The organism is Paenibacillus sp. FSL R7-277 (assembly GCF_000517965.1).
In the GTDB taxonomy this organism is placed as follows: domain Bacteria; phylum Bacillota; class Bacilli; order Paenibacillales; family Paenibacillaceae; genus Paenibacillus_AQ; species Paenibacillus_AQ silagei.
Map to the genome: position 1 here is coordinate 50,307 of NZ_ASPX01000121.1, position 13,766 is coordinate 64,072.

The window sequence follows — 13,766 nt, forward strand, 5'->3', positions numbered from 1 at the left end:
CTTGAGTGAGAAAAGGCCGGCTGCGGCTCTTCGCAGAGCTGAGCCTGTACACCTGCTGACTGAACTGAAGGCTATTCTGTACCTGATCCCGTTCCTGATCCCGTTCACGGTGTTCTATCTGTGGCCGGTGATCCGCGGAGCCTGGATGAGTCTGCATGTGTGGGGCATTCAAGGGATGCAGAAGTATGTGGCTTTGGCGAACTATGCAAAAATACTGCAGAATTCAGATTTCTATGCTTACCTGTGGAACTCATTCTATTTCGTGCTGCTGTGCGCGCCCACGGTCATCATCCTGGGCCTGCTGCTGGCCCTTATTATTAATCAGAGAATCTGGCTGCGAACCCTGATCCGCTCAGTGTTCTTCCTGCCGTATGTCCTGTCGGTCTCCGTGGTCAGCTTCATCTGGCTGCGGCTGCTGGATGCGAAGAACGGCCCGGTCAATGCAGCCTTACATATGCTTGGCATCAACGCAGACATTAACTGGCTTACGGATCACCGGTTTGTGTGGTGGGCGATTACCCTGGCAACGGACTGGTGGAGCGTCGGATTCGTCATGGTGCTGTTCCTGGCCGGTCTACAGGAGATTCCCACTGATCATTATGAAGCGGCGAAGATCGATGGTGCGAACGCGTGGCAGCGGTTCTGGAGCATTACCCTGCCGGGACTGTCCAATGTGATGAAGATCCAGATCTTTTATCAGATTATCAACTGTCTCAAGCTGTTCGGCCAGGTACAGATTATGACCGGCGGCGGGCCAGGCGATTCCACGAATACGATGATCCGCTATATCTATGTCACGGGGTTCAAAAAGGATATGTTCGGCATGGCTGCGGCGCAGTCCATGGTGTTCTGCTTCATCATGCTGCTGATCGCCGTGATTCAATTCAAAATTACAGACCGCAAGGACGGATAGGAGAGGAGAAGATTCATGAAGAAGCTTGCTTTAAATACTGTGGCTATTGTGCTTGCCCTGCTGTTTGTTTTTCCGCTGATCTGGATGTTTCTCACCTCCCTGAAGCCCGATGGAGTGAATGTCTATACGCTGGACGATTGGGTGGATTGGTCGGATCTGAATACCGGTAACTATGCCAAGGTCATTAGAGATTCGCAGATTCTGCTCTGGACCTGGAACAGTCTGGTGATCGGCGTACTCACTACCCTGATCTCCATTCTGCTTAGCTCGCTGGCAGCCTTCTCGTTCTCCAAGCTGCCGTTCCGCACACGGGGCATCTTCTATGTGCTCATTGTCTCAGGCCTGCTGATTCCGACAGAAGCTATTCTGATTCCGCTCTATGAGACTGCGCTGCATCTGGAGCTGATCGATAATATCTGGGCCATTATCCTCCCGGGACTGACCAACCCGATCGGTATTCTGCTGCTGAAGCAGTTCATGGACGGCGTGCCTAAGGATTATATTGAAGCCGCGCAAATCGACGGCAGCCGCAGCTTCAGGCTCTGGTGGAGTATCTGCCTGCCGCTGACGCGCTCGGCGATGGTGTCTGTCGGGATCTTCTTTTTCATCCTCTCGTGGAACAATTTCCTCTGGCCTTATCTGGCGATTACCTCGGAGGAGAATATGATCCTGTCGGCAGGGCTGCCCACCTTTTTGTCGAATAATAATATGTCGCTCAATCTCATTATGACAGCCAGCGCCCTGGCGGCGATTCCGACGATTGTTGTCTTCATCCTGCTCCAGCGTCAGATTGTCCAGGGCGTAGCCATGTCGGGGGTCAAGGGGTAGCCTGAACCATATTATATACCGGGAAAGGGATATAGGGCATGCGTACATCTCCTGAGAGTTCTGCCAGGTCCTTGCGGCTCCGCTTGATATCCTGGATCATCCAAATGAAGAGCAGCATGCGCTATAAGTGGATGCTGCTGCTTGTTCTCTTCTCCTTGACACCGCTGGTGGTCATGGGGATTATTTCTTTTTCCATCTCGAAATCAACCCTTAACGACAAGGCTACCGAGTATTCGGAGCATCTGCTCAATCAGACCGCTGATAATCTCGATACGCGCCTGGGCATCTACAAGGATATGCTGATGCAGGTGCTGAACAATCATGAGATTGTGGGGATGCTGCGGGCTCTTGATGGGACCACTCCGGCCAGCTATGATGTGGATAGTCTGTCTCTGACGACGAAGCTGTCCACGATTGTGGCAATTAATCAGGATGTACAGTCCATCTCCTTCGTCTCGGATAAGCACTATATCAAAGGGATCTACCGCTGGAGCACGCGCACGCCCGCCGAGGTGGAGCCGTTCCTTGCGACTCTTAAGGGCGGCAGCAATTTCCGCTGGTATCCGACCCGCTACGGCACTTATGTGGACAGCCTCAATTCCCAGAGCACCCATGTCTTCTCAGTCGCCAAGCAGCTCTACAAAATATCCGATGACAGTCCTCTGAAGATTGTTGCTGTGCTGGATATCCGAGAGGATGTGATTAAGGAGCTGGTCTCGAAGGCGGTCAGCAATAACCGTGACCTGCAAAGCTTCGTGATAGACGGCGGAGGCAGGCTCGTCTCGTACCCGGACAGCGGGCTGATCGGCCGGAGCGTGAGCGAGGTCCTGGGACAGGCAGGGTATGAGCAGCTCATGCGTACCGGACAGGAGGAAACGAGGTTCCCGCTTGCCTACAAGGGAGACAGCCTGATCGTGAATGCCAAGAAGCTGCATACGAATGACTGGGTGGTCGTCAATGTGATCTCCAAGGCGGCACTGTATCAGGATTCCAACCGCCTGCTGCAGATTTTCATCTTCGTCGGGCTGCTCTGCATCATCTTCTCGGTCATTGCCGCGCTGGTGCTGGCGAACTCGATTACGAACCCGATTCTGAAAATGATCCGGCTGATGCGGCAGGTGATGTCCGGCGAGCTCAGCGTCCGCTACAAGGCCAAAAGCCGGCATGATGAAATCGATATTCTCGGCGACAACTTCAACGCAATGGTCGTGCAGATCGACGGGCTCCTGAAAGCGGTATATCTGGAGCAGGACCGGAAACGGATGGCTGAACTCAAGGCGCTGCAGGCGCAGATTAACCCGCATTTTCTATACAACACGCTGGATATTATTAAATGGACGGCGCTCATTCAGAAGGCCAATAACGCGGCGGAGATGGTCAGCTTATTATCGCGTCTCTTGCGGATCAGCCTGGGCCGGGGGGAAGAGACGGTGACGGTGGAGGAAGAGATCGAGCATGTACAGTGTTATCTGGGCATACAGAAGTTCCGGTTCAACTTCAAGATTGACACTATCATTGAGATGGATGAAGACGTCCGCCGCCTGCGTACGCCGAAGTTGATTCTCCAGCCCATTGTCGAGAATGCGATCATCCATGCTTTTGGGGAGATGGAGTCCGGCGGTATGCTCCGTATCTCCTGCACCAAGGCACCGGGCAACCTGCTGTGGTTCGAGGTCACTGACAACGGCAAGGGCATGGACCCTGTGCAGGCCAGTAGTCTGCTGGATGGGCAGGCGCGGGAGGAGGAGAAGCCGGGAGGCATCGGGCTGGCGAATGTGGACGAGCGGATCAAGCTCATTTGCGGCAAAATGTACGGGCTGGACCTGCGCAGTGAACCGGGAAAAGGGACGTCTATCCGGATCAAGCTGCCGCTTATCACAGACGACACAAGGGGGAACCACTGATATGTACCGGGTCATTATCGTAGAAGATGAATTTATCGTGAGATATGGCATCCGGTCGATGATTGAATGGGAAGCCATCGGGATGGAGGTCACCGGGGAGGCCGGGAACGGCCGGGAGGCGCTGGAGCTGATGGCAACCGGACTGCCCGACATCCTGATTACGGATATCAAAATGCCCGTCATGGACGGCATTGAGCTGATTGCCGAGGTGCGCAAGCTGTCTCCGGACCTAAAGATTGTTATCCTCAGCAATCTGGAGGACTTCCAGTATGCCAAGGAAGCGATTAAGCAAAATGTCTCCGATTATATCATCAAGTCGGATATGATGCCGCGCGACTTCGAGCAGGTACTGCTTAAGCTGAAGGACAGCCTCGAAGGGGCGCAGAAGCCTTGGGAGCAAAAGTCTGCGCCAGCTCAAATTGCGCCGGTGCATAAGGAGAACTTCCTGATCGAGCTGCTGGAGCTCGGGGCGGTTCAAGGCAGAATCGAACACGATACACTTTCGCGGGCAGGGCTTGCGGAGAAGCGGCCGCTTTATGTGCTGCAAATTCTGCCGGGGGGCAGAGCAGAGCCGGAGTATGGGCAGGGAGCAGCGGTAATCCGCAGCCTGCTTGAAGAGATAGGTCTTAACGATCCTGTTATCGGCTATGAGCTGATTCGTGACAGACAAGGTGTACTGCATGTAATTGTAACCTCAGAGGTAATGGTACAGACCGGTAAGGCTGCGATTATGGACCGCTTACTCAGCTCCAGTGAACAGTTGATTCTCCGGCTATCCAGACAATACGGCTGGACTGTAACGATTGGCATTAGCGGAGAAGTCAGGGAGTGGGCGGATTTGAAAAATGCGTATGTCCAGGCCGCAGGCGCTGCAAGGATGAAGCTGTTCATGGGAACGGGGCGTGTGCTGGTTCACGGTAGCGTTGAACTGCTGGCACAAGGGCCGCAGTCTGACGCTGCACAGCCTGACACAGCGCAGCATCAAATGACACAGTCAGGGACTACACTAGCGCCATCGCTCCAGATTAGCAGCCATCAGATTCAGTCGATGGTCTATGCTTTTCAGTCGCGGGAGCTGGAAGAATATCTGGAGCAGCTGTTTGGTCAGCTGGCTGTGCGCAGGGATGCGGAGCTGGTGCAGATTATTTCACTGGAGCTGTTGATGATTCTAACCACTCTGTGGCCGGATGTGTCGAAGGATGCAGAGCAGGTGCTTGAGCTGAAGAAGCAGTACTTTGACGAGCTGTCCAAGCTGGAGACGCTGGAAGAGAGCCGCGAGTGGTTCCTGCAGGCCTTCCAGGCGCTTGTTGCACATATGAAAGAGATGTATAATAGCGACCGTAACAGTATTATTAAGGCGACTCAGTATATCCGGCAGTATTATCACCAGGAGATTACCCTGCAGTCGATCAGCGGGCTGGTCCATCTGAGCAAGAACTACTTCGCCAATCTGTTCCGCAAAGAAGTCGGGGAGAGCTTCCTGGAGTATCTGACCCGCATCCGCATTGAGAAGGCGAAGACCTTGCTGACCGGCGAATTGAAGGCTGGCGACATAGGCAGTCTGGTCGGCATCCAGGACCCGAAGTATTTCTCCAAGGTATTCAAGAAAATCACAGGCGTATCTCCCTCCGAGTATCGCGCGCTGGTCCGCAAGGAGCGGTAAGGGAGCCTCGCGGCGGAACTTATTGCAAACGCTTACAATATTTAGGGAGCATGTACAGGAAAGTAGAATCAGGGTGAGCCAGTTAAGTGAAGTGAAAGGGATTTATCCCTCTGGTGGTGCTAAGTAATGTTGGTGAAGAGCACAAGTACACATGAATTCGCAGAATGATGCCCAAACGAACAATTAAGGAGCATAACTCTTGCATTATTCGTCCGTTAGATTGATTTATGTTTCAAGGAGGAGGAGAAAGATGAAGCTGATCCTGCCTGTTCTGCTGCTGTGTCTGTTGCTGTTCACGGGCTGCGCGGATTTCTCTTCCAGGTATACGGAGCCGCCGGAGCGCAGCACGCCTGTGACGATCTCCTTCTGGAATCCGTTCGGAGGGGGAGAGGGCGAATTCGTAGAGCGGATCATCCATGACTATAATGCTTCCCAGAGTGCAGTGTTCGTCAAGCAGCTCAGACTGGAATCGAACGAATATTATGCGAGACTCCGCACCGCTCTGTCCTTCGGCAAGGGGCCTGATGTGGCGGTCATTCATGCTGACCGGCTGTCTCCGTTCATCAAAGCGCAGCAAATTATACCGCTCAATGCTCTGGCTCAGCATGGCAGGTTGCAGTTCAATCAGATCGGGGAGCAGAACCTTCAGAGCGTCAGCTATGCCGGGCAATACTATGCAGTGCCTCTGGATACTCATTTCCATATGCTCTACTATAACAAAGCAATTCTGGCCAAGGCCGGTGTATTATCTGCTGACGGAACGCCGCAGCTGGAGGAGAATACACCGGAGGGATTCGTCCGCCTGCTGCGGCAGATTGCTGCGCGGGTACCGGCTGTACAGCCTATGGCGGTGAACACCCCGTATTTCCAGGAATCCTTCCTCGATCTGTATTATCAGGCGGGTGGAGAATTGCTCAGCCGGGACGGCAAGCGGGCAGCCATCTATAATGAGAAGTCCGTAGAGGTGCTGAGCTTCTATCAGCGGCTGTTTGATGAGGGATTAAGCGATTTGAGCGATAATACGCCTTGGGATTCTTTTGACAAAGGGCAGGCAGGCCTATGGTTCGGCGGAGTATGGGAAGCAGGCCACCATCTGGACAATAAGGCGCTGGATATCGGAATTATACCTCTCCCGCCGATCTTCGGCAGCGCAGACCATTGGGGAAGCTCCCACACCCTGGTGATTCCAGCCTATACCACCGTGGAGAGGCAGGCGGGTGCCATGGACTTCATGAAATACTTCTCGGAGGTGGGCGGAATGATCTGGGGCGAGGCGGGGCATGTTCCGGCGAACTCTACTGTTGAACAGAGCCGGATGTACCGGGAGCTGCCTTACCGGGAGCGGTTTATTCAAGCAAAAGATCAGGTCAAATTCGCCCCGCAGACGGATAAATATGCAGCTCTGTTCACTGCAATGTCCGAGGAACTGCAGCATATCGTGCGCAACCGGATACAGCCCGAAGCGGGACTTAAGCGGCTGGAGGAGAGTCTGAATCAGATTCTGGCGAACTAGGTGATCAGCTCCGGGACCGGACAGAACCCAGGGTTCGCGGTGCACAGAGCTGTGGTGAAGTCGGGCCGTGTCTTCCTCAGCACAGCGAAATAACTACGGATGACATGATTCAGCTCAGGGCTGCCATTCTGGAAGGATAGGGACTTAAGGGTCTGGACATGGGTGTAATAGTATTTGGTCTTCTGCTTAGGCAGCTTGTAGACGGTTGGCGGAACATACGTAGTGACGTCAAAAAGATTGGCATAGCGGTAGCTGCTGCGCACATACCGGCTGAAGGCGTTGGCAAAATCCGGGTCGCCTACACGCGGAGACCCGTAAGTATACAGCCGGGGGGTGGTGAAGGCGGAGTTGGCAGCAACATCCAGCGCACACAGAGTAGCCAGTGCCCCGCCAAGGCTATGGCCTGTTACATATAGCGTCTTCTCCGGAGACAGAGTGCCAAGCACGGAGAGAATGGCATCCCGAGCGGATGCATAGATATCGGTGAACCCCCGATGGGTCATGCAGGGTTCCTGGATGTATTTAAATTTCTTTTGCGCGGCATTCATGTTCGAGAGCCAGTCATTGGTGGAGATGCTTCCGCGCCAGGCAATAATGATCTCCTGCGGTGATTCCAGAATGAAGCCGAACAGCTCCCACACATTCCCCATCGATTTCGCCTGGAAGCTATGCACGGCCGAGAAGTCCGCCGGTACCACGAACGCACCCTCCGCATTGGCAAATTGGGTATAGGTCTGTCCGCAGACAGCCGCCAGAAAAATCGCCCATTCCGCCTCACCTGTCATGGTATTCATTCTGCATCCCGCCTTTCTTTATATCTGTGTATGATGGGAAGGCGGGATTGGTGCCTAGCGGGCAACGAGACCCGGCTTAAGAGAAACGTCAGCCACTCACAATGGCCTCGAAATCTACCTGTGTCAGCTGCCGTGAGACCTCCCACAGCCTGGATGCGGCAGCCCGGTCCAGTGCTTGCGGAGCCATCTTGCCGGGCTTAGGCAAGCCTCTGGTTTCTGAGAGTCTGCCGGGACCGTAATAGACTCCCGCCTTGGCCTCCGGTGATGTGGCGGCAAACAGTGCAGGAAGTGCGCCTTGGGCCGCCGGCTGGAACAAGATTGGCCCAAGCAGTCTGCGGAGAATGCCGGGAGCGCTGTTTGGTCCTGCCCCATTCAGCAGCAGGTCCGTACGTGATATCCCCGGGTGAACCGGTAGGCTCAGCAGGTTCCATCCGCCCAGGTCACTGCGGCGCTGCAGCTCAAGAGCGAACATAATCATCGCTATTTTGGATTGGGCGTAAGACTGCCCGGCATGATAACGGCGTTCAAATTGCAGGTCGTCAAAATGAATGGAGCCACTCCGGTGGGCAATACTGCTTAGACTGACCACCCGGGGCTCCTTTGCTTGGCGCAGCAAGGGCATCAGGTACGCAGTGAGCGCGAAGTGTCCAAGGTAATTCGTACCGAATTGCAGCTCGAACCCGTCTGCGGTGACTTGGCGTACAGGTGGAGTCATGACGCCAGCATTGTTAATCAGGAGATCAAGACTGCGCCGCTGAGTATTCATTCTTGTGCCGAATGCCTGCACAGAAGCCAGACTGGCAAGATCCAGCACCTCAAAACGTATGTTGGCTGAAGGAACGCTTGCGGAGATCCTTTTAACCGCTTCAGCTCCCTTCGCTGCATTCCGGCCCGCCAGGATAACCTCTGCCCCGTGCCGTGCCAGTTCAAGCGCGGTTTCGTAGCCGAGTCCGCCTGTACCAGTAACAACGGCCGAACGCCCCTGCTGGGAAGGAATCTGGGCAGCTGTCCATGTGGGGAATTTGTCCATTTTATGTTCTCTCCTTTGTTTGTCCGCCAGGTGCATTAATACATAGTTGACCCGCGGTTTGTTATACTCCATGCTAATACTTAGAGATTTATCGAAGTCAAGCCACTTTCAAAAACCCATGGTGAGGTGAAAAGCTGATGTACAGTATTAATGAGGTAGCGGCGATTTGTGAGGTAACAGCACATACGCTCCGCTTTTATGATAAGGAAGGGCTGATGCCCTTTGTCGGACGCAATGAGGCGGGGAACCGGACCTTCTCGGAGGGGGATCTGCTTATGGTTAAAGTCATCTGCTGCCTGAAAAACACCGGTATGCCTATTAAAGAGATCAAAAGGTATATTGATCTGGTAATAGAAGGCGACAGCACCAGGGAAACGCGGCGCGGGATGATGATTGCACACCGGAAGGAAGTGCTGCGGCAGATGGAGGAACTGAAGAAAAGTCTGAATATTATTGATCTGAAGGTGGCTATGTACGAGACCCATAATATGGACTTGCTGCGGGAGATTTAGGGGCTGGACAGTTAGAGTTATCTCTAACCGATTAACCAATGTATGTAATTCAGAATATGACGCAACGAAAGTGTGTGTTGGAATCAAAGGAGCAATCGAAATGGTCGAGGAACGTATCCTGCTTGGGGAGATAAGCATTAACGCTAAGTATTCTTTAGAAGACAAGCCTGTCATCCTGTTGCTTCATTTCAGCGGCGGAAACCTGCATATGTGGGATGGAGTTCTCCCGCAACTGGAGCAGGACTACAGCATCCTTGCACCGGATCTCCGGGGGCATGGCCGGTCGGACAAGCCGGAGACTGGCTATCATATTGACGAGATGGCAGAGGATATGTATCAGTTACTGAGGCATTTGCAGGTGGACAAGTGCCACGTAGTAGGAAGCTCCATGGGGGCGCAGGTAGCGGTCAGTCTGGCAGCAGCCCATCCGGAGCTTGTATTATCTCTGGTGTGCGAAGGTGCGCTGAATAACGAATTTGGCGAATATGGTATATTTGACGGCACGGCGGAAGCGGTGGAGCAGAGGAAAGTGCAGCTTCGGGCAGAACTGGAGGAATGGAAGGAACCGTGCTATGACAGCGTTGAATCGTATGTAGCCCAGCAGCGGGCTGAGCTGACTGCGGAGGGCCTGTGGAATGAATATTTCTGTGCGTTCTATACGCATAGTCTGGAGCAGCATCCAGACGGCAAGTATACCTATTGTTATCCGAACCGTGTCAGAATCGAATACATAGTGAAGTATTGGGAGCTGTCTTTTGAACACTATTATCAGACAATACAATGCCCGGTCCTGTTCCTGCCCAGCGAAGCGGAATGGAACGATGAACGGGTCCGCAGCAGTCTGAATGCCTTCGCAGAGCGGCTGGACAGCTATGAAATTGCGCTGATCCCGGATTCGCTTCATGCGTATGTCTGGATGCAGCTTCCGCTTCAGGCGGGTCAGGCTGTGCGGGATTTTCTGGACAAGCAGTTCTAACCCTACCAAGCATATAAAGAAGCCCGGTTCAGAGACAGGACTCCGAACCGGGCTTTGCTGTGTGCAGGATGGTGCCTATTTCAGTTCTTATTCGCCCTCCGGCGGATCTTCAACTACCCGGTCAGGCAGCTGAGTCACATAGCTGTCGGACATGCGGAGCAGCTCCAGCGCCCGGTTGAATTCATCCTCTGTCGATTGAAGCAGATCCGTGCCGTCACCGGATAACGTATAATGCTGGCCGTCCTCGAACCCGCTGCCTGACAGGAACAGCTCTTCATTATTAACGAAGGAACCCGTAGGCAGATAATAGCGCTGCGGCAGCAGGTTATACGTGGTCTGGTTAAGCAGATCCTGTCCGAAGTGGATATGATAGTCCAGCGGAACCCCGAGCAGATTGGCAACGGTCGGCAAAATATCCACCTGGCCGCCTAACTGCTCCTTCAGTGCCGGTGTGGTAATGCCTGTGGCTGAGATGATCAGCGGTATATTAATCAGATCACGCTCATTATATTCATGGTCCAGAATCTCCTCCAGCAGGACCTTGTCGGCCTCTTTTAGCGAGAATATAGGAAGACCCCGGTGATCGCCGTAAAGGACCACTACGCTGTTATCCCACACACCGCTGCTCTTAAGCTCTTCTATGAACTGGCCCAGCGCATAATCCGCATAGTTCTCAGCCCGGATATAGTCGCCGACCAGCGTCCCCTCGTAACGCTCCGGCAAGGTCATCTTGTATTTGCTCTCCGGGATCGAGAACGGATTATGCGACGACATCGAGATGACATGGGCATAGAAGGGCTGTTCACGCTGATCCATCCGCGCAAGCTCCGCAGAGGTCTTTCTGTACAGGACTTCATCCGAGGAGCCATAGAAGACTGCATCCTCTTCGCCGAAGTAGGTTTTGTCGTAATATTGATTGAAGCCCAGCGCCTTGTACAGCTCCCCGCGGTTCCAGAACTCTACATTATTGGTATGAAAAGTCGCGGTATCGTACCCCTGTGCCTCCAGCAGCTTCGGCAGGCTCGGCAGCTCCTTCGGAGCATACTTATCTGTGGCCGGACCGTCCGGCGGCACATAAAAGGAAGTGTTGACGATGAATTCGGCATCCGAGGTATTGCCCTGGCCTACCTGCTGAAAGAACCGGGGGAAATAGTAGCTCCCGCCGGCCAGCTTATTCAGGTTCGGTGTGATTTCGGTTCCGTCCACGGACAGATTGATCAGGAAGTTCTGGAGCGACTCCATCTGCAGGATGATCAGATTCTTACCCTTGGCAGCCCCGAACAAGACCGGATTAGCCTTCTGCTGAATGCCCTTTGTCATGTCGATGCCGGCCTGGGAGATTTGCGCAGGGTCCATAGGCTCCTCTGCGGGTTCACGCAGCAGGGCGTAGGCTTCATAATTGAGAATGCCCATTTGCTCTGCCTTGACATTCTCATTCATACTGGCTTTATTGGGGAAGATATTCATCATGCACAGCGTAAGCGAGATGCAGAACAGGATAGCCACTGCCTTGCGGTTGCTGGGCCGGGACATGGAATGCTTCCAGGCGAGCGCTTTTTTGCGTCTGAGCATGATCAGGCTGATAATAATGATGTCTACGAAGATAAGCATATATTGCGGATGCACGACGGCGAATATACTTTTTTTGACGGCGCCTACCTGTTTGACCTGTCCGAAGACCTGAGACGTAGCAATCATACCAAAATGATTATGATAGACGATGAGAGAGAAGAACAGTACAGTAATGAGCAGATTGACGATCAGATAGATGGCGACCTTGTGCTTGGTGGCGAACCATTCGATGAGGCAGAACAGCAGCAGCACGAACGGGATTTCCTTCAGCCAGGTGGTCCAGGTGGGACCGTCCTCGAATAAGTAATACCAGGCGAAATAACTCTTCACCAGCATGATCAGCGAGAAGAACAGAATCGACCTTTTTCGAAGCGAACGTGATTCCTTGTAAGGCATTGCGTATGCGCATCCTTTTCTATATAATCCATTAATTCTATTACAGGGCCGAGTTCAAAATCAACCGGTATTTAAGGGCAGTTTGGTGAAAAATAAAGGTGAAAGTTCACCGCATATACGTTATTCTCTAAGAAGTATCCGGGAAGTAGAACCGTTGATAAACGAAGCAGGAGGAACAATAATGACCAAAGAATTCTCGCGCCAATATACAGACAGTGTGAAGCAGGAACTATTGAACAGACTCGGCCTGAAGCAGGTGTATTTCAAGGGACAGCAGGGAGAGGACCTGTTATATGAAGCAACGGGCTTTGACCGCGGTACCTCGCATAAGTTCTGTGTCAGAACGCGGAAGGGCACCGTTGACGAATGGGTAGGCGGGAAGTGGATGAAGGTCCGCAGCTTCTCGATTGCCAGCAAACAGGAGGGTTCAGAATGAGCAGCAATTCCCATTTGCAGTTACAGGTACAGCCTTTGACAGAGATCAAGCATCTGAAGATTCATGGCAGAACGACCGGAGCGCTTAACCCCCTGACGTTATTCTGGACGGGCAGTGCGATAGAAGTGAACCTCCGGGCCTCCGAGCTGTGGCTTGAAGTAGAGTCCGGTTACGATCATCACGAATCCTGGATCAGTGTGCTGATCAACTCCGTTCCCGTCAGCAGACAGATGTTGAATGCCGGAAGGCACTGGGTCTGCGTATTCAGAGGAATGAACCCTGAGACTGTGAAGAATATCCGGATTGTAAAAGAGGTCCAGGCGATGAGCGGCGATCCCGGCTCTTATCTTCAGTTCCATGCGGTCCGCACAGACGGCAGCTTCCTGCCTGTTGAAGCGAAGCCGTACCGGCTGGAGTTCATCGGCGACAGTATTACTTCAGGTGAGGGCGTCGTTGGTGCCCAGAGCGAAGAGGACTGGATTCCCGCCTGGTTCAGTGGCGTGCATAACTACACAGCGATCACTGCCGAGGCCGTGCAGGCCGAATTCCGGGTGATCTCACAGAGCGGATGGGGAGTGCTCTCCAGCTGGGACAACAATCCTAGAGGCAACATCCCTGATATCTACGAGCAGGTCTGCGGTCTGCTGACCGGTCCCCGTAATGAAGCGCTTGGTGCGCATAAGATGAATGATTTTGCGGCCTGGCAGCCGGATGTGGTGGTAGTTAACCTGGGTACCAATGATGACGGTGCGTTCAACTCCCCCGAATGGCTGGATGGTAGCACCGGACGTATCTATAAGCAGCGGCTGAATGAAGACGGAAGCTATCATCAGGAGGATCTGGCCGCCTTCGAGGCCGCGGTTACGAGGTTCCTGGCGAAGCTGAGAGGCTATAACCCCGGGGCGCATCTTCTCTGGGTGTATGGAATGCTGGGTCTCTCCCTGATGCCAGCGATCTACCGCGCGATGGATGGATACATGAGGTCTACGGGCGATAAGAACGTGTCGGTGTTCCAGCTGCCGAATGTGACGAATGAAACGATGGGAGCGCGAACCCATCCGGGCCTGCCGGCGCACGAGCAGACTGCAAGGGAGTTAAGCGGCTATATCCGGGGACTTTTGTCAGGGGCTTAACTGTAACGGCATATCCATTGAACAGTATAAGTTGCGGGAGCGCTCATCAGCTGATGAGCGCTTTGTGCTGCAATTCATCTGTTTGACAAACAAACC

The 13,766-nt window shown here is 53.4% G+C and carries 12 protein-coding genes; 9 read left to right on the top strand and 3 right to left on the bottom strand.

The window, feature by feature from the left end; translation table 11 throughout:
• The first annotated feature begins 1 nt into the window (after position 1).
• The 5 genes from C173_RS31770 to C173_RS31790 all read left to right on the top strand — a co-directional run bounded on the left by C173_RS31770 (position 2) and on the right by C173_RS31790 (position 6,821).
• Entirely contained in the window at positions 2-913 is a 912-nt protein-coding gene (locus tag C173_RS31770) for a carbohydrate ABC transporter permease (RefSeq protein ID WP_235192098.1), read from the top strand.
• 15 nt (positions 914-928) lie between these two features.
• Positions 929-1,741: a carbohydrate ABC transporter permease gene (locus C173_RS31775; RefSeq protein WP_036733157.1), complete on the top strand. Its 813-nt coding sequence runs from the start codon at positions 929-931 to the stop codon at positions 1,739-1,741.
• 104 nt (positions 1,742-1,845) lie between these two features.
• A complete protein-coding gene (locus tag C173_RS33265) occupies positions 1,846-3,645 on the top strand; it encodes a cache domain-containing sensor histidine kinase (protein ID WP_162174726.1) in 1,800 nt (599 codons plus the stop codon).
• Position 3,646: 1 nt separating this feature from the next.
• The gene (locus tag C173_RS31785) at positions 3,647-5,308 is read left to right on the top strand and encodes a response regulator (protein WP_036733160.1); all 1,662 of its coding nucleotides are present in this window, start codon (positions 3,647-3,649) and stop codon (positions 5,306-5,308) included.
• 250 nt (positions 5,309-5,558) lie between these two features.
• Positions 5,559-6,821 carry an extracellular solute-binding protein gene (locus tag C173_RS31790; RefSeq protein WP_036733163.1) on the top strand — a complete coding sequence of 421 codons (1,263 nt, stop codon included), beginning with the start codon at positions 5,559-5,561 and terminating at the stop codon, positions 6,819-6,821.
• Here the strand turns inward: C173_RS31790 and C173_RS31795 are convergent.
• Complete coding sequence (locus C173_RS31795; protein ID WP_036733166.1) at positions 6,818-7,615, bottom strand: lipase family protein; 798 nt, start codon at positions 7,613-7,615, stop codon at positions 6,818-6,820. The genes C173_RS31790 and C173_RS31795 overlap by 4 nt on opposite strands.
• Positions 7,616-7,703: 88 nt before the next feature.
• Complete coding sequence (locus C173_RS31800; RefSeq protein ID WP_036733169.1) at positions 7,704-8,645, bottom strand: SDR family oxidoreductase; 942 nt, start codon at positions 8,643-8,645, stop codon at positions 7,704-7,706.
• A 137-nt stretch (positions 8,646-8,782) separates the two neighbouring features.
• Between C173_RS31800 and C173_RS31805 the strand changes: the two genes are divergently transcribed.
• Both C173_RS31805 and C173_RS33270 read left to right on the top strand, forming a co-directional pair.
• Positions 8,783-9,157 (top strand): MerR family transcriptional regulator, encoded by a 375-nt coding sequence (locus C173_RS31805; protein ID WP_036733172.1) that lies wholly within the window; start codon positions 8,783-8,785, stop codon positions 9,155-9,157.
• A gap of 100 nt (positions 9,158-9,257) precedes the next feature.
• A complete protein-coding gene (locus tag C173_RS33270) occupies positions 9,258-10,133 on the top strand; it encodes an alpha/beta fold hydrolase (RefSeq protein ID WP_051478739.1) in 876 nt (291 codons plus the stop codon).
• An 87-nt stretch (positions 10,134-10,220) separates the two neighbouring features.
• On the opposite strand, the gene C173_RS31815 is transcribed toward C173_RS33270, so the two are convergent.
• Positions 10,221-12,101, bottom strand: a complete 1,881-nt coding sequence (locus C173_RS31815) for an LTA synthase family protein (protein ID WP_036733175.1) — start codon at positions 12,099-12,101, stop codon at positions 10,221-10,223.
• Between the two features lie 181 nt (positions 12,102-12,282).
• Here C173_RS31815 and C173_RS31820 point away from each other — a divergent pair, with 181 nt between their 5' ends.
• Both C173_RS31820 and C173_RS31825 read left to right on the top strand, forming a co-directional pair.
• Positions 12,283-12,537, top strand: a complete 255-nt coding sequence (locus tag C173_RS31820; protein ID WP_036733179.1) for a hypothetical protein — start codon at positions 12,283-12,285, stop codon at positions 12,535-12,537.
• Positions 12,534-13,670 (top strand): GDSL-type esterase/lipase family protein, encoded by a 1,137-nt coding sequence (locus tag C173_RS31825; protein ID WP_036733181.1) that lies wholly within the window; start codon positions 12,534-12,536, stop codon positions 13,668-13,670. The genes C173_RS31820 and C173_RS31825 overlap by 4 nt, the downstream gene beginning before the upstream one ends.
• Positions 13,671-13,766: the final 96 nt, after the last annotated feature.

Excerpts from the sequence above, each read along its gene's own strand:
- C173_RS31775 (WP_036733157.1), top strand. The coding sequence starts at position 929 with ATGAAGAAGCTTGCTTTAAATACTGTGGCTATTGTGCTTGCCCTGCTG.
- C173_RS33265 (WP_162174726.1), top strand. The coding sequence starts at position 1,846 with ATGAAGAGCAGCATGCGCTATAAGTGGATGCTGCTGCTTGTTCTCTTC.
- C173_RS31785 (WP_036733160.1), top strand. The coding sequence starts at position 3,647 with ATGTACCGGGTCATTATCGTAGAAGATGAATTTATCGTGAGATATGGC.
- C173_RS31790 (WP_036733163.1), top strand. The coding sequence starts at position 5,559 with ATGAAGCTGATCCTGCCTGTTCTGCTGCTGTGTCTGTTGCTGTTCACG.
- C173_RS31795 (WP_036733166.1), bottom strand. The coding sequence starts at position 7,615 with ATGAATACCATGACAGGTGAGGCGGAATGGGCGATTTTTCTGGCGGCT.
- C173_RS31800 (WP_036733169.1), bottom strand. The coding sequence starts at position 8,645 with ATGGACAAATTCCCCACATGGACAGCTGCCCAGATTCCTTCCCAGCAG.
- C173_RS31805 (WP_036733172.1), top strand. The coding sequence starts at position 8,783 with ATGTACAGTATTAATGAGGTAGCGGCGATTTGTGAGGTAACAGCACAT.
- C173_RS33270 (WP_051478739.1), top strand. The coding sequence starts at position 9,258 with ATGGTCGAGGAACGTATCCTGCTTGGGGAGATAAGCATTAACGCTAAG.
- C173_RS31815 (WP_036733175.1), bottom strand. The coding sequence starts at position 12,101 with ATGCCTTACAAGGAATCACGTTCGCTTCGAAAAAGGTCGATTCTGTTC.
- C173_RS31820 (WP_036733179.1), top strand. The coding sequence starts at position 12,283 with ATGACCAAAGAATTCTCGCGCCAATATACAGACAGTGTGAAGCAGGAA.
- C173_RS31825 (WP_036733181.1), top strand. The coding sequence starts at position 12,534 with ATGAGCAGCAATTCCCATTTGCAGTTACAGGTACAGCCTTTGACAGAG.